General features: G+C 39.3%; 20 protein-coding genes. All 20 read right to left on the reverse strand.

Annotation, left to right across the window (positions count from 1 at the left end; all coding sequences use genetic code 11):
- Nucleotides 1-80 precede the first annotated feature (80 nt).
- Nucleotides 81-785: a DNA repair protein RecO gene (locus tag VRHSUH10_RS01940; RefSeq protein ID WP_105089241.1), complete on the reverse strand. Its 705-nt coding sequence runs from the start codon at nucleotides 783-785 to the stop codon at nucleotides 81-83.
- Nucleotides 772-2,103: a hemolysin family protein gene (locus VRHSUH10_RS01945; protein ID WP_105089242.1), complete on the reverse strand. Its 1,332-nt coding sequence runs from the start codon at nucleotides 2,101-2,103 to the stop codon at nucleotides 772-774. Before VRHSUH10_RS01945 ends, VRHSUH10_RS01940 begins: the two co-directional genes overlap by 14 nt.
- Before the next feature lie 54 nt (nucleotides 2,104-2,157).
- Entirely contained in the window at nucleotides 2,158-3,057 is a 900-nt protein-coding gene (gene era, locus VRHSUH10_RS01950; protein ID WP_005386518.1) for a GTPase Era, read from the reverse strand.
- On the reverse strand, nucleotides 3,050-3,526 hold the full coding sequence (gene ybeY, locus VRHSUH10_RS01955; protein WP_105089243.1) for an rRNA maturation RNase YbeY: 477 nt from the start codon (nucleotides 3,524-3,526) through the stop codon (nucleotides 3,050-3,052). Before ybeY ends, era begins: the two co-directional genes overlap by 8 nt.
- A 2-nt stretch (nucleotides 3,527-3,528) precedes the next feature.
- Nucleotides 3,529-4,542, reverse strand: coding sequence for a PhoH family protein (locus tag VRHSUH10_RS01960; RefSeq protein ID WP_005386516.1), 1,014 nt, complete (start codon nucleotides 4,540-4,542; stop codon nucleotides 3,529-3,531).
- 8 nt (nucleotides 4,543-4,550) lie between these two features.
- Nucleotides 4,551-5,516, reverse strand: a complete 966-nt coding sequence (locus VRHSUH10_RS01965; RefSeq protein WP_105089244.1) for a TIGR01212 family radical SAM protein — start codon at nucleotides 5,514-5,516, stop codon at nucleotides 4,551-4,553.
- Between the two features lie 39 nt (nucleotides 5,517-5,555).
- On the reverse strand, nucleotides 5,556-7,394 hold the full coding sequence (locus tag VRHSUH10_RS01970) for a B12-binding domain-containing radical SAM protein (RefSeq protein ID WP_105089245.1): 1,839 nt from the start codon (nucleotides 7,392-7,394) through the stop codon (nucleotides 5,556-5,558).
- Nucleotides 7,395-7,457: 63 nt separating this feature from the next.
- Entirely contained in the window at nucleotides 7,458-7,874 is a 417-nt protein-coding gene (locus VRHSUH10_RS01975; protein WP_105089246.1) for a transcriptional regulator, read from the reverse strand.
- A gap of 252 nt (nucleotides 7,875-8,126) precedes the next feature.
- Entirely contained in the window at nucleotides 8,127-10,046 is a 1,920-nt protein-coding gene (tet(M), locus tag VRHSUH10_RS01980; protein ID WP_002414694.1) for a tetracycline resistance ribosomal protection protein Tet(M), read from the reverse strand.
- A gap of 15 nt (nucleotides 10,047-10,061) precedes the next feature.
- The gene (locus tag VRHSUH10_RS01985) at nucleotides 10,062-10,178 is read right to left on the reverse strand and encodes a tetracycline resistance determinant leader peptide (protein WP_001814923.1); all 117 of its coding nucleotides are present in this window, start codon (nucleotides 10,176-10,178) and stop codon (nucleotides 10,062-10,064) included.
- Between the two features lie 244 nt (nucleotides 10,179-10,422).
- Nucleotides 10,423-11,358 (reverse strand): conjugal transfer protein, encoded by a 936-nt coding sequence (locus VRHSUH10_RS01990; RefSeq protein WP_105089247.1) that lies wholly within the window; start codon nucleotides 11,356-11,358, stop codon nucleotides 10,423-10,425.
- Nucleotides 11,355-12,356: a lysozyme family protein gene (locus VRHSUH10_RS01995; protein ID WP_000769868.1), complete on the reverse strand. Its 1,002-nt coding sequence runs from the start codon at nucleotides 12,354-12,356 to the stop codon at nucleotides 11,355-11,357. Before VRHSUH10_RS01995 ends, VRHSUH10_RS01990 begins: the two co-directional genes overlap by 4 nt.
- Complete coding sequence (locus VRHSUH10_RS02000) at nucleotides 12,353-14,530, reverse strand: CD3337/EF1877 family mobilome membrane protein (protein ID WP_000804748.1); 2,178 nt, start codon at nucleotides 14,528-14,530, stop codon at nucleotides 12,353-12,355. Before VRHSUH10_RS02000 ends, VRHSUH10_RS01995 begins: the two co-directional genes overlap by 4 nt.
- A 2-nt stretch (nucleotides 14,531-14,532) precedes the next feature.
- Nucleotides 14,533-16,980, reverse strand: a complete 2,448-nt coding sequence (locus VRHSUH10_RS02005) for an ATP-binding protein (protein ID WP_105089248.1) — start codon at nucleotides 16,978-16,980, stop codon at nucleotides 14,533-14,535.
- Nucleotides 16,964-17,356, reverse strand: coding sequence for a conjugal transfer protein (locus VRHSUH10_RS02010; protein ID WP_000723888.1), 393 nt, complete (start codon nucleotides 17,354-17,356; stop codon nucleotides 16,964-16,966). Before VRHSUH10_RS02010 ends, VRHSUH10_RS02005 begins: the two co-directional genes overlap by 17 nt.
- Nucleotides 17,357-17,444: 88 nt before the next feature.
- Nucleotides 17,445-17,942 carry an antirestriction protein ArdA gene (locus tag VRHSUH10_RS02015; RefSeq protein WP_000342539.1) on the reverse strand — a complete coding sequence of 166 codons (498 nt, stop codon included), beginning with the start codon at nucleotides 17,940-17,942 and terminating at the stop codon, nucleotides 17,445-17,447.
- 116 nt (nucleotides 17,943-18,058) lie between these two features.
- The gene (locus tag VRHSUH10_RS02020; RefSeq protein ID WP_001009056.1) at nucleotides 18,059-18,280 is read right to left on the reverse strand and encodes a hypothetical protein; all 222 of its coding nucleotides are present in this window, start codon (nucleotides 18,278-18,280) and stop codon (nucleotides 18,059-18,061) included.
- 42 nt (nucleotides 18,281-18,322) lie between these two features.
- Nucleotides 18,323-19,528: a MobT family relaxase gene (mobT, locus tag VRHSUH10_RS02025; RefSeq protein ID WP_000398284.1), complete on the reverse strand. Its 1,206-nt coding sequence runs from the start codon at nucleotides 19,526-19,528 to the stop codon at nucleotides 18,323-18,325.
- Between the two features lie 22 nt (nucleotides 19,529-19,550).
- The gene (locus VRHSUH10_RS02030) at nucleotides 19,551-19,703 is read right to left on the reverse strand and encodes a hypothetical protein (RefSeq protein ID WP_000879507.1); all 153 of its coding nucleotides are present in this window, start codon (nucleotides 19,701-19,703) and stop codon (nucleotides 19,551-19,553) included.
- 2 nt (nucleotides 19,704-19,705) lie between these two features.
- Nucleotides 19,706-21,091 (reverse strand): FtsK/SpoIIIE domain-containing protein, encoded by a 1,386-nt coding sequence (locus VRHSUH10_RS02035; RefSeq protein ID WP_000813488.1) that lies wholly within the window; start codon nucleotides 21,089-21,091, stop codon nucleotides 19,706-19,708.
- Nucleotides 21,092-21,105: the final 14 nt, after the last annotated feature.

Raw genomic sequence — 21,105 nt, forward strand, 5'->3', positions numbered from 1 at the left:
TTGTCTATTACTATTATATTTTTTCATATGTGACCATAGATACAGAAAAAGCACCAAGACTATGCTTGGTGCCTTTATATTTAAATGATAGAGTTCAAAAACTTTACGCTTTGTAATGGTTTACCTATTTCTTGCTCGCAGTATGCAAATAGTAGTTTTTCTAGTTCCTTCCATATTGTTTTGGGAAGTTCTATAGGCGTGTCTTCGCCCCACTGGTAAGCGAGAATTTGAGGTAATCCAGCTTTTACAGAACGCGAAATGCTAAGATTTGTTGTTTCTCGTATCTGTAACCAGAAGGGATCGATACCATCTTGATGAGTAAAAGCATTAGCACTTGGCACAACCCCTGCGAGAGATAGTAATTGCCACCCAAGCATGATCGTTCCCAATTGTACATTGCGACGGCGAATTTGCTTGGAGTAATTAACAACGGTATCAAAGACCTTACGGTCTACATCATACATAGCAAATAGCTCTTGAATAAGCTCGCTCGCTACGGCAGCATAAGCGATGTTATCGAGATTTACGTCTAACGATTCCACCACATAGGAACCATCAATTTGTGTAACATTTACATATTCACCATCAGATACGACCGTTATATACATGGCACTAAAGGGACGTAAATAGGAACTGTTACGCATGGTCATCATGCGCTTATGTGGTATGGATGCACGTATAATCCCTAAGCTAGGTGTGATAAAAGTAAATACAGAGTTTAGCTTATGTTTTTTTCGACTAATGACGATGGCAGGCGTGTTAAAACCACCATTAAGCTTCTTCATGTTCTTCTTCCGTTATTTCCTCTTCAGGTAAAGGTGTTACTTTAATACGGGATACGCGATAGCCTTGCATTTGTGTTACTTCAAAGGTATATCCCAATGCATCCACAGTATCACCAACGATTGGTGTCCGTTCTAAGAGACCAAATACATAGCCCCCAATTGTATCAGAATCGGAATCGTCGATTTCAACGTCCATCATTTCCTCTACTTCGTCTACGAGGACCTTACCATCAAACTCAAAGGATCCATCTGCATAAGCAATTTTAGCTGGTAAGTGTGGTTCATGTTCGTCTTGAATATCCCCAACGAGCTCTTCGATAATATCTTCAAGGCCTACGAGACCAACCATACCACCGTACTCATCTACAACAATAGCTTGATAGATACGACGAGTTCTCATGTATTGTAGCAGTGTGGATAACTTCATTACCTCTGGCACAGTTAAGATATCTCGTTTTACATTACGCAAATCCTTACGCGCTTGGTTAGGACGTTCCATGAGGTCCTTAATATGAACTAGACCAATGATATGATCCTTATCCTCCACACATAGAGGGTAACGCGTATGAGCCTTAGAACGAATAAATTTCATTGCTTCATCGTAACCGTCTTCAACGAAAATACAGTCCACATCTTGACGCGGTACCATAACCTCTTTAGCTCTACGGTCTACAAAGTTAAAAACATTGTCAATCAACTCTGATTCTACTTGGTCTAGTTGACCTTCTTCATGACTTCGAGAAATCATCATACGGATTTCTTCTTCAGAGTACACAAGGTCTAGCTCTGTTAAATATTTTGTTTTGTAAAAGCCCAAAATAACAGTGGAAATTTTGCTAGCAATCCAAATGAACGGATATACCAAACGACCAGCAGCTACTACGATGCGGCTATAGGTATTTACATACTTTGTTGGGAACGATAAGCCCAATGCTTTAGGTACGATTTCACCAAAGATTAAAACGATTAAGCTAATTAATAGCAATAAAAGTATATCTAGTACGAGGTGCATCCATGTACTATGCACATTAAATACCGCTACAAGTTGATCTACGATGTTATCAAATACATAGGTGCCTGTACCAGCAAGAGCCAAAATAAAGAATAAAATCAAAAACTGCGTAGTATTTAAAAAATACTCAGGGTTTTGATAGAGTTTTAATAAAAACTCTCGATCCTTCTCTAAAAGGATATCCATATCCTCAACATGCTCTTTACGAAGGCGGGCAAAGGAGAACTTTGCGACCACAAAAAAGTTAATTAAAAATATACATACAAGGCCAAACCCTATGGGTAACAGGCCATCTACACTATCCATCTTAATTCCTTTCATACAATAGGGAAAACAAGTTAGTAATTATTATATCAGAATTTATTTTCTATAACCAAGTTCAGATAACATGCCGGATTTATTGCGCCAATCCTTTTTAACCTTAACCCAAAGGTCTAAGTACACCTTTGTAGCCAATAGTTTTTGAATATCTACACGGGCTTCAGCACCCAGTTGTTTCAACAAGGCACCTTTCTTACCGATGATAATTCCCTTTTGAGAGTCTCGTTCACAGTAAATAGTAGCACGGATATAGGTTGTACCATCATCACGTGTTTTCATTTCATCTACGTCTACAGCGATAGCATGAGGGATTTCATCACGTGTAGCCAATAGGATTTTTTCACGAACAATATCGGAAATGATAAGACGTTCTGGTTGGTCCGTAATCATATCCTCTGGGAAGTATTGTGGACCTTCCGGTAATGTTTCTTCTAATACATTTAGAACTTCATTTAGGTTCTCTTTATCCTTTGCAGAAATAGGAATAACCCCTGCAAATGGATATGCATCTTGATAAGACACGATGGCTTCTAAAAGCTCCTCTTTTTTTAGAGTGTCAATCTTGTTAACGACTAAGAAAACAGGCACTTTTACACGTTTTAATTGCTCAATAATAAAGTTATCCCCAGGGCCGCGTTTTTCATTGCCTGCTACTACAAATAAAACAGCTTCCGTTTCTTTCAAGGACTCAATGGCAGCATCTACCATGAATTCACCTAATTTATGTTTTGGCTTATGTACACCTGGTGTATCCATGAAAACGATTTGTTTTGCTTCATCTGTATATACACAGATAATACGGTTGCGCGTTGTTTGAGCCTTATCGGATACGATAGCGATTTTGTCGCCAATAAGGGCATTAATTAATGTAGATTTACCGACATTAGGTCGTCCTACAACGGCAACAAAGCCAGATTTAAAATGTTCGTTCTTATTCATTATATGGTGCATCCTCCCGCACATAACCGAGATTACCTAAGATAAATTCTTCTTCAGTACGCATCTCTTTTTTATCTTCATCGTTCATATGGTCATAGCCTAAAATATGTAAACAACTATGAGTCGTTAAGTACGCTAATTCGCGTTCAAAGCTATGTCCATATTCAATAGCCTGTTCACGAGTGCGCTCTAATGAAATAATCATATCACCAAGTAAGTGATGTTCCTCTTCACTGCCTTCATAATCATCCCCTTCATTAAGGGCAAAGGACAATACATCGGTAGGTCTATCGATGCCGCGATATTCTTTGTTAAGCTCGTGAATCTTAGCATTATTGCAAAGTAAAATACTCATTTCATCTTCTTCAAGACCATATACGCGACTCACTTCATCGCAGACCTTGCGTATAACAGTCTCAATATTGGAATCCTCTTGAATTCCTTCATCATAGCTAATATGTATATACATGCTTATCCTTTCGCTACATGCTCTTTAGATGCTGCGTTAGTTTCCGCAGTCTCACCAGCTAATTTACGTTCATGATACTGATCATAAGCTTTTACAATACGGCCTACTAAATCGTGACGAACAACGTCTTGATCGCTAAAGTAAACCATATTAATACCAGGTACATGACGCAATACCTTTTCAGCCTCGCCAAGACCAGACACAACACGTGGAGGCAAGTCAATTTGTGTCTTATCGCCGTTGACTACCATTTTAGAGTTGTTACCTAAACGGGTTAAGAACATCTTCATCTGCTCAGCTGTCGTATTTTGAGCTTCGTCTAGAATAACAAAAGCGTTTTCTAAGGTACGACCACGCATATATGCCAATGGTGCTACCTCAATAGTACCACGTTCCATAAAGCGTTGTACTTGTTCGATGCCAAACATTTCATGTAATGCATCATAAAGAGGTCGCAAATAAGGATCTACCTTGTCTTGTAATTCACCAGGTAGGAAACCTAATCGTTCACCAGCCTCTACAGCAGGACGAGTCAAAATGATTTTATCAACATTGCGGTTTTTTAAATAGAATGCAGCTAACGCTACGGCTAGGAATGTTTTACCTGTACCAGCAGGACCTATACCAAAGGTAATGGTGTTTTTGCGAATGCTATCTACATAGTATTTTTGACCTTCCGTTTTAGGCGTAATATTTTTACCGCGCATATTAACAGATAAGGTATCTTCAAACATAGTATGTACAGCATCAGCTTTACCGTTCGCTACAAGTTTGGCCGCAATACGAACTTGGGACTCAGTGATGGTACTACCTTCTCTGTATAGGAATACTAGTTCTTCTAAGGTGCGATAAAGGGCCTCTACTTGCTTTTCATCGCCCTTGATAACCACGGTATCTCCGCGTGCCACTACATCTACAGAGATGACTTCAAGCATCATATGCAAATACCGATTATGTTGACCTAGTATGGATTGTGCTAGGTCATATGTAGGAAATGTAAATACTTGTTCGCTCATACAACCTCCTAATCTATAAACTTACGAACGGCTTTGCCGTTTAAATAATCACATAAATCACCTTGATGGGCATCCAGTTCGTCTAATTTATCATCAATTAAATCTTGTACGCGCCACCAACCCATAGACCAATTTGTAAAGAGTGTATTATCTTCAGGCGCCCGCCCCACAAGACGTTGCAATACAATGTCTGGATGCAAGTGACGAACAAAATTCACAACCCGATCAGCATATTCTTCAGCACTAATTAAGGTAAATTGCCCCTCTTGATACCACTTAGCCATCAATGTATTTTTCACAATATATAAAGCATGCAGTTTAACTTGATCTACGCCAAGGGCTGACAAAATACGGGCCCCTTCGATGGTATCCTGCATTGTATCCCAAGGCAAATTAACAATCATATGGGTTGTCACATTAAATCCGTATCTCTTAATGCGCAATACAGCATCAATAAACTGAGCTAAATCATGACCGCGATTAATTTTCTCTAACGTATCATAATTAACCGTTTGTAGGCCTAATTCAATATAAATATCCTTTTGAAAACGATCACGAATATCCGCCAAGATTTCTAGGTATTCATCGGCAATACAATCTGGTCTCGTTGCAATGGCGATGCCTACAGCTTCGTCGATGCAACCTTGCTCCATATAGCTTTTAAAATCATTAAGACTCAAGTAAGTATTACTGAAGTTTTGATAATAAGGTATGAATTTTTTCGCCTTGTATTTGGGACCTATGTGGGCAATATTTTCCTCTAATTGCATGCGCACTGTCATCCAAGCAGGACGATTTTCATAGCCCGCACCGATTTCTCCGCAGAAGGTACAGCCCCCTACGCCAGCCGAACCGTCCCGATTAGGACAAGTCAGCGGCAACGCAACAGGCAGTTTATAAACCTTTTCACCATAGGTCTCTTTATAATATTTAGATACCATACGGTATCGTTTTGGTCTCGTTGTATCGGTCATAACACTCCTATTTAACTAACCAATCATCGCTTGTAATATTTAAGAAGCCTCTATTTCAGGACGTATAAATGGTTTTACCTCTTTATTAACGTCGATAACTACTGTAAATGGTGTATTAGGTACATTTTCTATGCCTAATACATGTGCCGTGTCCTCAGACATTGGCATCTCCACATATTGTTGGCGAATCTTACGCCATTCTTTAAATGTATAGTTTGGAATATACTGAGATGCAATCTCTTCGTTGCGCCAGAATGCTTCCCCTTCTTGTAAAAGCTCTTTTGTCTGCTTCGGTAAGCCAACGGCTTCGCTGCGAACCTTACCTCGATAGCTAACAAGTGTATCATACTGTAATAATTCAGCTGCCACAGTATCGCCCTTAGACAAGAAGAAATTATATAAGAACTCGATTTGGTCGATATCTTTTAAGTTAACCTTGTGATTTCCAGCATCGAGCCAAGCCTGTGTCATTTCACAGAAATAAGAAAAGGCATCTTTTTTAGGCTCCACTTTAGAAGGATCATACTTTTTCATAGGTGGTACATGATTTGTTACTGTATCTTCACCAGTTATGGATGTATCAGTATGTTTCTTTATGAGCTTGCTGCCAATATAGCCAAAGACAGTTCTAAAACGCTCACTATTATAGAAGCGTTCAAATACATCTTCAAAGTGCTTTAAGAAGCGTACATCATTATATGGTAATACATGAGTACTCAAAACCTCGTAAGGCGCTAAAGGATCACTAATATATTGGTATTCCTCCATGCGGCGTACACCAGAGCCTTTTAATAGTTTTAAGAAACCTATTTGCAGTGCATGAGGTTGTAAGCTAAATAAATCGTTGAAGGATAATCCAAATCTCGCTTTATTTTCGTAAGGTAAGCCTACAATTAAGTCCATATGAACATGTGTGCGTCCCGCCTCAATAATTGGACGAATTGCCTTTTGAATGTACGGCCAATCATTATATCGATTGATGGCATCTAAAGTTTTCTTATGTGTACTTTGTACACCCACTTCGATTTGAATGCGCCCTGGTGGTGTTTCACAGAGAATATTTGTTTCCCATTCCGTCATGAGCTCAGGCTCCATTTCTAAATGGAAGTTCGTCTCTGTATCAGCATCACGCATAAACTCCATCAACGGACGATGATGATGTGGTGCACAGTTAAATGTTCTATCTACAAATTTAACTTGCTTTACTTTACGGTCCATAAACCATTGTAACTCTTTTAATGTTCTTTCTTGTGGAAAGAATCGAACCGTATTCTTGTTGCCAGATAAACAATACTGACAGGAGAATGGACATCCTCGAGAGGATTCATAGTAGATGATTTTATGTTCTAAATCGACCATATCCTCTTCCACGTATGGGAATGGTATAGTACTTAGATCCTTTACCTCTACGGTTTCAGTAGAGCCCATAAGTTGGCCAGATATATGACGGCCACGAATGCCAGCAATTTCCTCTGTAAGGCCATCCTTGCCATTTGTTAAGGCCCTAATAAGTTGATAAAAGGCTTCTTCCCCTTCGCCTTGTATAACATAATCTACAGCATGGCAACGATTTAGAATTTCATCGGCAGTGAAAGATACCTCCGGACCGCCTAAGATAATTTTAATATCTGGTCGAACTGCTTTCACCATGTCCACCACATGTAAGGTCATTTCAATATTCCAGATATAACAAGCAAAGCCCAATACGTCTATATTGCGCTCTGTAATATCGCTAAGAATATGTAAAACAGGCATATTAATAGTATATTCTACTATATCGTATGCCTGTCCGTGAGCCTGCCCATAGGCTTTGAGATAACGCAAAGCCAGGGAGGAATGTATAAATTTTGAGTTTAATGTGGATAAAACTACGTTCATAGGTCCCCTTTATATCATCGAATGGCTCAGCCACCGTCTAGTCATAATATATATATTATACCATTAAAAGAGGCCAAAGATAAAGGAAACAATAGCACCCACTAATATGACAACACCTACTACGGATAGGATAATGCCACCAAAGAATACTACAGCTGCTAAAACAATTGCTAGAAGGATAATTAAAACAATACGACTTAGCCAGCTGGTACTATTAAAGCTATACACCTTAACATGAGGGCCATATTGATTGTACTCTTCACCGCGTTGATATTCTTCGTTCATATTACTAGGTGTAGAGTCCACATGAACAGAGTCTCCTACCTCTTCAATGGTTACACCATCAAAATCACGGCGTTCATCATCAGATAATACTCGTGTATTTGGCTCTCCGAAGTGAGCATTACTACCAAAGCTATCGCTACGTTCATTATTTCTATATGTATTTTGATTGTTATGTATATTCTGTTGATCAGACATAGTTAATTCCTCTATATGACCAAAATAATAATTAATTTTATACAACCTATTATATCATATTTTTTTGAAAACAAAGTATAAATTTCTAATTATCTTTTTATATTTTCTTAAATGCTCGTAAAGCCTTATTCTATGTGCTTTCGAGTATTTTTACTGTAGGAAGATACTTCACGTTTCTTTGCATATTTCCTCATGTCTTAGCTGTCAGAAGTGGTAAATAAGTAGTAAATTTATATAACAACATAAAATACACTAAGTTATTTTATTGAACATATATCGTACTTTATCTATCCGACTATTTGGACGACGGGGCTGGCAAACAGGTTCACCGGTAGTAACATGGTACCCTTTTAACTCTGTTAAACAAACACTACGTCCATTTGTAAAGAAAGTTAAATCACTACGATATTCTTGAATACACCGAGCAGGGATTTCACCACTAAGAATGACCTCATTATTTTTCAATTGAGTGTCTACGATGTTCGCACAATATTTAGGAGCATCGTTGTATGCTCGTGAAAGATATTCCTGTGGCGCATAAATTTTAAAACTAAGATATGGCTCTAACAATTCTGTTCCAGCTTTTTTTAAGACTTGTTCCAATACAATAGGAGCAAGCATCCGAAAATCTGCTGGGGTACTAACAGGGCTATAGTATAAGCCATACTTAAAACAGATTTTACAGTCCGTCACATTCCAACCATACAATCCTTGTTCACAGCCATAGCGTATCCCCTCCATAACTGCATTTTGAAACGATTGATTTAAGTATCCAAGAGAAACCGAGCTCTCATACTGTACTCCGCTCCCTAATGGAAGCGGTGCTACAGATAGACCAATGGAAGCCCAGAAAGGATTCGGTGGAACTTCGATGTGAATGGTATACTCTGCTTTTTTTAACGGTCTTTCCATATAAATGACTGTAGGCTCTTTTATTTCTATCTCCACATGATACTTTTCTTGCAGCAGAGCACAAGTCACTTCCATTTGTACTTTCCCTAAGAAAGAAAGTATGATTTCATGTGTCGCAGAATCCACATAATATCGCAGAAGCGGGTCACTGTCGGAGATTTCTAAAAGTGCATCAAGTAACATTTCCCTTTGTTGAGGTTTGCTCGGTTCAACAGTCGTTTGCAGCAGAGGGAGGGGATTTTCAATTCTCTCTCTCTGTGGCAATAGCTTTGTATCTCCAAGAACACTATTTAACTTCAAAAACTCATTCTGCAAAATAACAATTTCCCCGGAATAAGCCTTATCGATTTTACATAATTCACCATTTATTGAAGTATACATTTCTGTAATTTTTATTTTTTCCTTTTCCGATATTCTAACCGAATCTCGCAAATGCAGTACGCCACTATAAAGACGTATATATGCAAGACGCTGTCTTTTTTCCGAATACTCAATTTTGAAAACTTTTCCGCAAAGTTCAGACTGACCTCGATGTGTTGATGAATAAAATTTATTCGTAATCACTTCTATAAGGTTATCAATCCCTATATTGTTTTTTGCACTTCCGTGATAAACAGGGAACAGGGAACAATTATGAAATCTTATGCTTTCCTCTTGTTCGAGTTCTAATGCTTCCAATAATTTCCCAGACGTATATTTCTCCAAAAGGTAATCATTTCCTTCTATTACCATATCCCATTGTTCAGATTCGGTAAAGTTCATTACACGCATATTAGGATGCAGTTCTACCTTCTGTTTGATTACAATTTCCGCAGAAAGTTTCTCTTTAATATCCTGATAAACCGTTGATAAATCAATTCCATTTTGGTCAATCTTATTGATAAAAAAGATTGTGGGAATACCTATTTTCCTAAGTGCATGAAACAATATACGAGTTTGTGCTTGTACGCCATCTTTTGCAGAAATCAGTAGAATTGCCCCATCTAATACTGATAATGAACGATATACTTCTGCTAAAAAATCCATATGTCCTGGCGTGTCTATGATGTTTATCTTAGTATTTTTCCACTGAAAAGAGGTTATCGCCGTCTGAATTGTAATTCCTCTCTGACGTTCTAAAAGCGTATTATCCGTTTTCGTTGTACCTCTGTCCACGCTTCCTAATTCTGTAATCGCTCCACTGTTATATAATAAGCTTTCTGTTAAGGTAGTTTTTCCCGCATCAACATGAGCTAAAACTCCAATATTAATAATTTTCATGTGATTTTCCTCCATTCAAAAGCCCAAAAGGGCATAAAAATCCCAGTGATAAATACTCTTATCACTGGGATTTTTATGCATAACCATAGGCATACAAAGCATACAGATATTCTCCGGATACTTTAGAATCACATGATAAAGGTATTCTTAAACTGGGTACAAAAAACTAAGCCCTCCTAAAAAAGGACATCCAATTATTTGTTCCCACTATCAAATTGACAGTTTATTTAAGAATACCTTGCCGCATATTTATTAACTCCTTTTAAATAGATACTTAAATAATAGCACGTAAGAGCATATTTGTAAAGGAATCTCCAATTTTTTATCAAAGAGAGTACGTGATTACAAAATAGCTGTAATAATGTACCAATATTTGTTATTCTATAATCTTCCAATTACTCCCGTTCTTTTCAAGTACCAAATCAAATTGAGATACCTGCGTTGCTTTGGTCTGCTGGTCGATATACTCCACTGTCAGCGATACCGTGACTTGATTATCCTTACGATTGTGAATAGGATTTACCAGTTCTTGAAAGATGTACTCTTTTCCGATTGGTTTTAATATCCCGTCATTCACATAGTAGGAAAGTTCACTGGCTGTCGCTGTAGGATAGAGCTTGAAGAACGTCGTTAAAAACTCATTGATTTCATTGGTTGTAATGGAATCAACCGTCCCCTCACTTTCAATGGCTTTTGGTTTATAACTTGATTTCTTAGGTATGTTGGTAATGGTCGGATTCTTAACCAGTACCATATTTCCAGAACCATCTACATAGACACTCACTATATAAGCAGAGTGGACGGTCTTTGTATTTTCTCCCTCTGTAATGAGCTGGTCTACACTGTAGGTTACATTAAACTCATTGTCGCCAGTTGGCTCTACCGTCCATATCTGAAATCCTCTTACAGAAGACGATACAGGAATATCTTTGCGTACTGTATCAACATTGAGAGCTTGAAGTTCATCTGTCAGATAGCCTTTTAGACTTTCCATTCGATTATCAATGGACTTATCGGATTGCTCCCATGAATAGTAGACTTTCGCAAAGTTCTCTACAAAATTTTCTACATGATGAGTATCAACGTATTCCTTTTCTATGATAGTTGTTTCGTGAATAGTATGAGTATCTATAGCTGTTAAGTGCTTGAATATCGCAAAGCTGAAACTAAGCCCTAAAAGTACCCACAAGGCAATCACAACCTTTTTATGAGGATTGACCTTATAGTAGACACGAGGTTTCTTTTCCTTTGGTATCTGTTTTTCTTTATTCTGATTTTTTCTAAATTTCATCATTAAATCTTCCTTTCTCATTGTTTGATTCGTCCTGCTCCCACTAAATGCTGTTGCCAGTAGGGGCTTGTTAAGTCGGCATAACCGATTGGGTCGCCTGCATGAAACATACGGTTATTGCCAAGGTATATCCCAACATGAGTAATATAAGAGCCAGCGTTATAGGTAGAATGAAAGAAAACCAAATCGCCAGCTTGTGCTTCCGATAGTGGGATATGCTGGGTCACATCATATTGCTGTTGTGCGGTTCGTGGTAAGTTAATTCCAGCTTTTCCATACGTCCATTGTGTCAGTCCGCTACAATCAAAAGAAGTAGTCGGGGAAGCTCCACCGTAAACGTATCGCCAGCCCTCATATTTCAGTGCTTCGTCCATGATGGCTTGTACCGTATCATCATCAAACTCTGTTGTGACAAGATACTGCGTTACCAGTTGCACATAAAACATATTGCCATAGTTGTATCGCCAGCCCCCATTGATAGGTATGGCTATGGGATTGGGGTAAGACACTTTTTCGCCACCTGAATACTCTTTTGAGAAACTTTGAGCCAGTTCAAAGGTATATTTATTTCCACGATTAGCCACATACCCTAAGAAACCACCACCATAATTGTAGGACTGGATAACCGATTCTAAATCTACACTGAGCCTTTCGCTACTGGCTAATAATTCACTGAAATACTTCACACCTTGCTTAATGGATTCTTCTGTACTCAATGAATTAGGTGGAAGACCGAGGGATTCCGAGGACTGCATAACATCTTCCGCAGTACCGCCCGATTCCACCTGTATAATCGCAAGAAGTATGTTGACATATTCTTCAACGCCATATTCTTTGGCATATTTTTCTACCATAGGCTTATGAGCCAGCACTTCTGCGGAAACATTCACACCTCCATAATGAATATTGGAAATTCCGCTGTCCTGTTCATCTGAAAATAAAATGGCAACAAACAGAAGCAGTGAGAAGACCATCAAGAATAATCCAGAACCACCAATCACTAAAGTTTTCAACTTCATGGTTTCTTACCGACTTTCTTAATGGTGGCGGTTTTGATTGGTGGTCTACTTCTTGTATTTTGTAGTGGTACTCTTTGAACAGTAGACGGACGTTCTTTTGTGATTGGACGTTGTGAAGTTCTATCTGCTGTAGTGGTTGAAGTTGCTGGCTTTTGAACGGTTTTTTCTTGAACGGTATTGCCTTGGCGTTCCACTTTTGGACTTGAAAAATCGGACTTAACTGCTGGACGCTCTTGTTTGGCTTGTTGAGATTCCTTATATGAAGTCTGAATATTAGACTGTTTTGAGGTCTGTTCATCATGATATTGTTCTTGTCTTGTAGTCGGTCTTTCATGAACAGAAGAAGCAGGCTGTTTTTTCTGTTTGACCTGTTCCATTTCAGAGCGACGCTTCGCAATGGTTTTTCGCCTTTGTTCCTGCTGTTCCTTGCGTCCACTGGCTCTGTCCGCTTTGGTTTGAGAAATACTACTGGTTAAATCACGGACATTCTCTTTTACTTTGGATTTTCCTTGATATACTGCATATCTTGCATTGGTCGGCAAATCTTTAACCTGTTCTTTCAAACCACTAGCAGTGTCTACCATTCTGTCTTTGGTATCAGCTACTGTACCGATGGTTTGACCGATACGTTTTCCAAGTGTTGATTTTTCCTTTCCGTCTGGTCGGGAGTGATCTGCTTGTGTCCTTGCAGAACTCCCCGAACCCGACTGTCCTTTTTTACCTGTAACAATGGCAGACCCAGCCCCTAGAGTAGTCATGGAACGTCCAAGTTTCCGCTGTAGACGGTGCATGTGAGCGTGCATAAGCATACGAGGTTTTCTCATCACACGACTTCCCACACTTTGAGAATCGTTACTCTGTAGAGAAAACATACTCATTAAATCGCCCAGCTTGAAGTAGATTCCTGCAAAGGTCACAATCTGTAGAAAAGCAATCAAAAAGAACGGATAACCAGCCGATAAGGTATAGAGCATGGTTGAAATACTAAATGCTGTCGTAATAATCAATGTGATTCCAGCTCGTGTCAAAATGGTATTAAAGAGCTTTGTTATGGCTCGTTTTGACATACCATCAAATGATGGAATCATGCTTAAAATAAAGCTCACAGGCAGAAACATAGCATAGATGATAAAAAGTACCTGCGAGAAAATCATGATTCCTGTTAATAGGAATACAAATATGGAAATCCCAATATTGAAGACAAATAGGAAGAAGACTGTACCTAAACGGTTAATGGTCTTTGTAATGGTTAGATTGGTATTGCTTCTGTCTTCAATTTCTTCCGCAACAATTTTTTCTCTGTCTTCGCCATTGTTGGAATCTGGGCTGGTGGAGAGCAGGCTTTCCACACGGTCAATACCGATACTTTCAATGTCTGAACTGTTGTATTGAAGCAGTAGCCACGGTTGCTGAACCTGTATGGAAAACAGGCTATCTCTGATTAAGTCCACGCTGTCCTTGCCTTGACTATCGGAATGGGGCATGACAATCTTCGTGCCAAGTGATAAACTGGCATTACTGATGTCTGATGAAAAGTCATTGATTTTTTTAATGTAGTCGGGAGCGTAGGCAATAAAGGAAGCCGATAGGATAAACACCAGCACAAAATTCATAATGGCATGAATTGCCTTTGTGGTTTCTCTCTTTATCAGTCCCGTATAGGCAACATAAACCCCAAGAACCAAAATCAAGAGTAAGAGGAATCCAACATAGAAACCCTCTGTTGAAAATCCGTTTGCACTCACACCAGCTAAGGTCTGCATATTCTTACCAATGGAATCTGCTGTAGCGGAAATGAAGTCTAAGGAATAGGCTTCCTGTACTAAGTAACCTGTCGCATTGGAAACATACAAACTGATTGTCCAAATAAAATTGGTAATGGCATATAGTCCATACATGACCTGTTTTCCAATCCCGTCCGACCAGTTCCACGGAAGCCAGCCCCAGCTATTATCCACATAAAAATCCAGTTGATAGTTTTCAAGTGGGTATCGGCTGTATTCATTTGCCACATTGACCGTATCATCTACCAAGCCCGCAGCTTGAACCACCGTTCCCAGCATGGCTAAAAGAAAAATGGCAATCACAAGTGTGAAAGCCACTGTCATTGCCACTTTACCTAGACGTTTCAGCGTCCAGTTTGATTTTATTCTGTTTACTATTGATGGTTTCACATTTACACCTCTTTTCGCACAGGTGGTCTGGTATCAAAGGCATGGAGCAGTTCTTCAAATACAGGGTGGAACTGTATCACACCGACACGACCATATAAATCACTGATAAGGCATTGCCCGTTTTCCAAATCACGCAATCGCTTCTGATTGTTTTCGTCCTCTGGGTCTACACCAAAAAAGGCTAAGGTCTTTTTAATCTCGTTAAGGTCAGTGGAACGAAATGCAAATTTTAAGCCGAGGTTATTTTTCAGTTTTTCATCTAAGAGGTCGTCTGTATTTTGGGTCACGAAATATACCCCAGCGTTCATAGCACGACCAGCCCGAACCAGCTTCATAGATAGTTTTTTTCCTTGTGCTACCTGTAAAAAGCTCCATGCTTCGTCTAAATCTACAATCTTGAAAATGCTTCGGTCTGTATGGATAAAGTCTAAAGCAAAGGTACTAATGACAATCAGCATAGCAACGGATAAAAGCTCCATAGTGGTATATTCCTCAAAGGAAGTTTCCTTGTCGGGAAGTACCAAGTCCGCAACCTGTATAATGTTCAGTTGTTTTTCTAAGCTGATAGACTGCTCCACATAACCATTACTGAATAATAAATGTGCAAAGTCATAGTCTGTAAAACTTTCGATATGGTCGGCTATACTGGTACTTAGTGGCGTATTCTCAACCCGTAATTCCTCAATCACTTTCATCAACCCTCGTACTTCACTATTGGTTACTGCACGAATGGCTTTTCTAAGGATTGGGAAGCGTTCCCCATCACGAGAGGAAATCCCCGTAAGGAATGTCAGAATATCAATAGCCAGTGATTCAGAATCTTTGGGATTTTTCATAATCACATAAGGGTCAAGTAAGCCTTTGTTTTTCTCATCAAAAGTCAGAGTGACGATATTGATTTCATGGGAAATCTCTGGCAAGGTTTCTTTCCATCTGCCACGTTCTGCTTTTGGGTCTACAATCACTGCTTGTGCCCCATAAAGCACCGCATAATAGACGATAAGGTTATTCGCAAAGGATTTACCACCACCCAGCGAACCAACAAAAGCCGACGCTAACGCATTGGTTACTGAACCCTTAACCCCTTGACTGGCAAGAGCAGGTTTCAGATAGACATTGCGTCCAGTATCTAAGCTGTAGCCAACATAAATCCCCTCATTTTCCCCCAGCATTTGAGTAGCACCAAAACCTAAACCAGCGAGGAAATCAGAGGTCACGTATTGAATATAATCATTCATATAACGCTTGCTGGCAGGTAAAAATTCTTCATGTAAGCCGAGCATATCCCCAAATGGTCGTACCAGTTTTACGCTTAAATCGTCATAAAAATCTTTCACTTCATTACAACGACGTTTGAGTTCGTCAAGATCATTTGCTGATACCCTTACCACATAAGACAGCTTGTACATAGATTCCTTGCTTTGGTCTAAATTGGTTTCCAGCTCATTCACACTTTCCAGAGCTTCCGCCACATTGGAGCTGGTTTCATTATCACTTTGCCAAGCGTGGTTATCCAAGTCTTTCAGTTCTTTCTTTTTATTGCGGACAGTAGATAGGGCTTTACGATTCGCTACAATTTCCACATTCATTGACGTATCAATCGGGAATGTAAATTGCTGTTGCTGGTAGTAGAAGATTTCAGAGGACGGGAAGTCCTGTTCTCCGACAATGCTGTTAATGGTAAAGTAAGCTACATAGACGGTTTCATCTTCCTGCTGGATTTTCAAATATCGCTGTTTTTCTTCCACCAAACAGCGAGTAGGCTTAATCAAGTCATAGTATTTAATCAGCGTTTCATTATCCAGCTTTTTCTTTGATAGATGGTACTCATACTCTTCATAGGCAGTGCCTGTCTGTCCGTAAAGGTGTTCAATCAGATAGCCGAAGTCGTCCTTATCTAACCTGCGGATTTTGAAACGACGAGAGATTTTATTTTCTAAGAGCTTTTCCATCTTCTGAAAACGCAGGATTTCATCATTACTCATACTAACAAAATCGCCCATCAGCTTATGGTTCACATCATAGACAAAATCAGACAAAGCATTTTTTGCTTCAACGGTAAGACTTTTCATAGAAAACTCCTGATCGTTGAGAAGCAACTTAAAGCCGATAAAGAAACGGTAGTTCACTTGATTTTCGCCAATCATGGATATTAAAGCGTCTGTCTGTTGGTCGATTTTGTCATAGGCAACCGCTTTGAGCTTGCCAGTGACTTCATTTTTGGAACGCTCTTGTGCAGAACGTATGCTGGATTCTGTACTGATTTGTAAAGCATGAATTTTGCCATCACGATTTTGTGCGATAAGCTGTCTGAAAGAATCATGCACTTGTATTTTCTGTTCTGGACTTAGAAATGAGTAATTGTAAGGAACAAGCTCATAGTAAGCATAACATTCCCCGTCTTTATTCCAGACGAGATTGTTTTCAATGTATTTAATTGGATATGCCATAAAATTCACTCCTAACTGCTGTAATGGCTTCTTGTGGCTGGTTTCTGCCAAGCGTTACTTTTTTTCCTGCATAGGTCAGCTTTGGTCGCAGTGCATAAGCAATGACAGACTTCAAAAATCCATAAGGCTTTTTACCATCAAAAGTTTTTGTAGACATAAACCATGTGAAAGCCACAGGAATCCCAAAGTATTTGAGAAATGCTCCCTCTATCATGGAAAGAGGGGGCAAGTTGCCAAGTATCATCACTGCAAAGAGTGACACGACAAACCATGTCATTTGCGTAAAGGTTATGGGAAACGGAAGTCTAAAATCATTGATAGAATACAGTACCTTTTCCACAGACCAGATACTGGTATAGCTTCGTATTTTCTTCATGTAATCAATCCTTTCATAAAAAATAGGGGTAGCTGATTGAGCCACCCCGTAAAATAGAAAATCTGCCAGTAGTAATGTACCGACAGATTTAATAGACGATTTCAAAAATCCCATGATTGGTTGAGATAAACGTTCCTGAAAGGTCTAAATCCCGACCATAGGCTTGATAATCAATATAGTTTTGAAGACTAGCTGGTACTTCGCCTAAAGCACCCGTTTCTTCAATGTAGTAGCGTGCCACGTCATACATATCATCACAATCGGAATGAATGATAATATCCTCTTGATGTTCGCTTAGTTCTTCAATGCTTGAAAAATGAGTGAGCAGAGCAGATAGCTCCGATTGTAATTCTTCGGGTAATTCCGATACCATTTCCCATAGTCGATTGAGTTCGCCAATGGAAGTGTATTCGTCAACCGTAAAGGGTAACTCGTAGTCATGAATGGCGTATTCCTCATATTCATCATTCAAGCCGATTTTCTCTTTGACTTCCTCAAAGTCAATGGGAAAGGTAAACCACGCACCGACCAATTCGCCCTCATTGTATTTGCCTAAATTCGCAATATAGACTTGCATATCGTCCATATATTCACGTCCTTTCTTTGTAGAGATTCAAAAATCCCTACCGCACTTCGTTTGGTGTACCATTCCTTTGCGGAACATAAGAAAACCACTTATATTCCACAAAAGAACGGTTTTATTTAAGCACCAATAATGCGATTGAATAGCTCTAGTAAAATGTCTTTTACTCCAGCAGCGTTGAAGACTAAGCCAACCGCAATAATCGCAATAATTAAAAAGCCAATCAGTTTGCTAAACTCACGCTTGAAGCCAAGATACAAGCCAATCACAACGATTGCTAAAAGCACCAGTGATTGAGCGTTTGATAGAAACCAGTTATAAAGGTTTTGTCCAAAATTCATAAAAATGTTCTCCTCTCTATATTCAATGAATTTGTATTTGAGTTATTTTTTTGTTGTTATCACGTCCTGTTCTTTTACTGACTGTTGCTTCAAAATCTGCTTGTGTCGGTCTGTCAGTTTCGCATGGTCGAGAATGTCTTTTACAACCTGCGTCTGGTTGATTTCATCAAGTTTAATCGCAACCTTTAAGGTCGGGGCAACTTGATGAGATAGCCAGTTCAGCGTCCTTTGGAAGGAGTAAGGCTCTGGTTTTGTGGTTAGTTTTAATCGTTCACGATTGTTCCCAATAAACCAAGCCCATTCTTCATTCAGTTTCCAATCAGAACGAGGTTTGGAATCGTCTTTATCTACAAAACGGATATACCGATTGATAATTTTAAAGGCGGTATGCTCTGGATTGTCATAGACGAGTAAATCACGGACTGCATAATAGGCACGCTCATTTTTCAATCGAATCTCAAAACGGTTTTTTACTTCTGCGTCTTCAATGGGAATATCATTTTTCTTGTACTGCTCGTAGTCCTTTTCATAGATACAGAAATAAACTTCACTTTGTAATGAACCGATATAGAGGGTGTTTCCCATACATTCCTTTTCCTCTTTGCGTACCAGTTCGCCACTGCGATAGCTTTTAAAACTGCGGAAGACGGAGATACATTCTTCCTGTTGGCACTTTTCAGTGAGTACAGGGATATTCAAAATCCCTGTCTTATCGTTAATGGCAAGGTCAAGGCGTTTCATCACACCGCCAGCCACCAAAACGTCCATAAAGAACTCATACCAGCTTCTTTGTTGTGCCAGAAGATAGCTTTCAAATTGTCTGCACCCACGACCTTTCAATTCCACCAGAACTCCTTTGTCCAGTTCATGGGAGCAAAGGACGAATATGTCGCCTAAAGCATAATGCTCTGAATAAGAATAGAAACCATAGTCCTCATGAAGAAAATAGGACAGTTTCAGTTGTAAGATGTTTTCGACCACCTGCTGTACGTCTGTTGTCGGAAAGCGAATCCTTACATAATCAAACAGCATTTCAAGGGGAGCGTCGGGATTGAAGCGTTCCAGAGCTTCCCAAAGGGACTGCTGTAAATCCTCTGATGGCTTGACTTTTCCTGTTTCAATATCGCTTAGATACTGCCTTGTAATACCAGTCGCAACAGCTAAACGGTTTTGAGATAGTCCATAAGCCAAGCGTTTTTCTTTTAAATGCTGTAACCAAGTTTGTTCATTCAGTAAAAATCCCTCCAATCAAAAAGGCGTATGTCAACTTTTAAAGCCCATTTGACATACGCTGAAATTTTGTAAATCCCTTGTAACCAAAGGATTTTCTAATGTTTTTTTGACTGTTTCCTGTCGATTTGTACCCCCCTGTTAGATACGGGGGGTTAAGTGCTGGCGTGGCTATTGCCACACCAGCCAGCAAGATCAGTCCACACCTGCGACTTCCGCTTCGCACGTCGCCTGCGTGGACTGTCTGCTGTTGGATAACTTTTTAATTTCCTCCAAGAAATCATATCCTTTTGGTACAAGGGGAGTATAAAACTCTGATATGACACTTGTTCCTACATCAACATAGCCACGACCTTTGATTCGCTTTAAGAAGAAATCCTTTTGTACGTCACTGCCAAACATCATGCCATAGCCCATTTCAGACATACGACCTAAAGCCACTCTGAAATTAAACTGATCACGGATTCCGTCGCCTAAATATTTTGCGTCTGGACGTTGACAAGCCAGTATTAGAAAGAAGCCAGCTTGACGACCTAACATGACAATCTGTTTCAGCTTATTCATAACTGCGGTGTTTTCTTTTGTTCCCAGCATTTCCATGAAAGCGACGTATTCATCAAAGATTAAGAAGTGTGCCGGGAGACCTAAGTAAGCATAATTTTTGCCAGTCTTATAGTTCTTCATCTGCTTCATTTCCTCACTACGTTTCATCATTTCTTCATAGAATGTTTCAATGCAAGAAAGCAAGTCTTCTTTTCTATAGTAGACATTTGCCATCACAGAACCTAAGTCCGCAAGGTCAGCATTTTTCGGGTCAAGAATATACAGTTTTGAATCTGTATGAAGCAAGGCTTCAATCAGTGTCAGTATAAAGTAAGTTTTACCGCCACCTGTACCACCAGCAATCAACATATGAGGGAGCTTATCATATTCCCACCATACGTTTTTCATTAAGCGAAGTTTACCATCTTTAGCTTCTACTTCATCAATAGAAATACGACTGGCTATGGTGTCATAGAGCAAAGTATATTCCACATAGGAATCCTTTAACTCTTTATCCGTCAGCTCACAGTACAAGCCACTCTCTAATTTCTTTTCCAAGTGTAAGAGTTGGTCTTGATATTTTCCCAGCGTGATTTCCACCCGTATCTGTATCAAGCCATTTTTAAGTCGATAATACATTTTAGGGAAGTAGGTTATCTTTTCCTTTGTACGACCAGCACTATCTTTAAAGAAACCCTCTGTTTTGACCTGTTCAGATTCATACCACTTGTTTTCAAGTATCATCTTTGCCAGTTTTTGACGGTGGTAAAGTTGTTTAACCGTATCATAGCGAACCCGTTTGAATACAAACGCTACCAGCAAGCAGATAAGAATTGCGACACTGAAACTGATAATTAAATAGGGAATGTCAATCTTATCTGCTTGTGATAGGTTAAAATCCTGCCAGTTGATCTGCTGGATTGTCTTCACATGAAACAGTCCGACAACCAGCAGGAAAACAGGCAGGAGTGACGCTATCGTAAAATGAAAGACTAAATCTTTACCAGATGGGCGAATCCTTTTACCACGCTGTTTCATGCGAAAAAGTCTCC

This window comes from Veillonella sp. T11011-6, from assembly GCF_002959755.1.
Taxonomy (GTDB): domain Bacteria; phylum Bacillota; class Negativicutes; order Veillonellales; family Veillonellaceae; genus Veillonella.

What these genes read in the sequence shown, in the direction of transcription:
- VRHSUH10_RS01940 (WP_105089241.1), bottom strand. Translation starts at nt 785, where the DNA reads ATGAAGAAGCTTAATGGTGGTTTTAACACGCCTGCCATCGTCATTAGT.
- VRHSUH10_RS01945 (WP_105089242.1), bottom strand. Translation starts at nt 2,103, where the DNA reads ATGGATAGTGTAGATGGCCTGTTACCCATAGGGTTTGGCCTTGTATGT.
- era (WP_005386518.1), bottom strand. Translation starts at nt 3,057, where the DNA reads ATGAATAAGAACGAACATTTTAAATCTGGCTTTGTTGCCGTTGTAGGA.
- ybeY (WP_105089243.1), bottom strand. Translation starts at nt 3,526, where the DNA reads ATGTATATACATATTAGCTATGATGAAGGAATTCAAGAGGATTCCAAT.
- VRHSUH10_RS01960 (WP_005386516.1), bottom strand. Translation starts at nt 4,542, where the DNA reads ATGAGCGAACAAGTATTTACATTTCCTACATATGACCTAGCACAATCC.
- VRHSUH10_RS01965 (WP_105089244.1), bottom strand. Translation starts at nt 5,516, where the DNA reads ATGACCGATACAACGAGACCAAAACGATACCGTATGGTATCTAAATAT.
- VRHSUH10_RS01970 (WP_105089245.1), bottom strand. Translation starts at nt 7,394, where the DNA reads ATGAACGTAGTTTTATCCACATTAAACTCAAAATTTATACATTCCTCC.
- VRHSUH10_RS01975 (WP_105089246.1), bottom strand. Translation starts at nt 7,874, where the DNA reads ATGTCTGATCAACAGAATATACATAACAATCAAAATACATATAGAAAT.
- VRHSUH10_RS01990 (WP_105089247.1), bottom strand. Translation starts at nt 11,358, where the DNA reads ATGAGAAAGGAAGATTTAATGATGAAATTTAGAAAAAATCAGAATAAA.
- VRHSUH10_RS01995 (WP_000769868.1), bottom strand. Translation starts at nt 12,356, where the DNA reads ATGAAGTTGAAAACTTTAGTGATTGGTGGTTCTGGATTATTCTTGATG.
- VRHSUH10_RS02005 (WP_105089248.1), bottom strand. Translation starts at nt 16,980, where the DNA reads ATGGCATATCCAATTAAATACATTGAAAACAATCTCGTCTGGAATAAA.
- VRHSUH10_RS02010 (WP_000723888.1), bottom strand. Translation starts at nt 17,356, where the DNA reads ATGAAGAAAATACGAAGCTATACCAGTATCTGGTCTGTGGAAAAGGTA.
- VRHSUH10_RS02015 (WP_000342539.1), bottom strand. Translation starts at nt 17,942, where the DNA reads ATGGACGATATGCAAGTCTATATTGCGAATTTAGGCAAATACAATGAG.
- VRHSUH10_RS02020 (WP_001009056.1), bottom strand. Translation starts at nt 18,280, where the DNA reads ATGAATTTTGGACAAAACCTTTATAACTGGTTTCTATCAAACGCTCAA.
- VRHSUH10_RS02035 (WP_000813488.1), bottom strand. Translation starts at nt 21,091, where the DNA reads ATGAAACAGCGTGGTAAAAGGATTCGCCCATCTGGTAAAGATTTAGTC.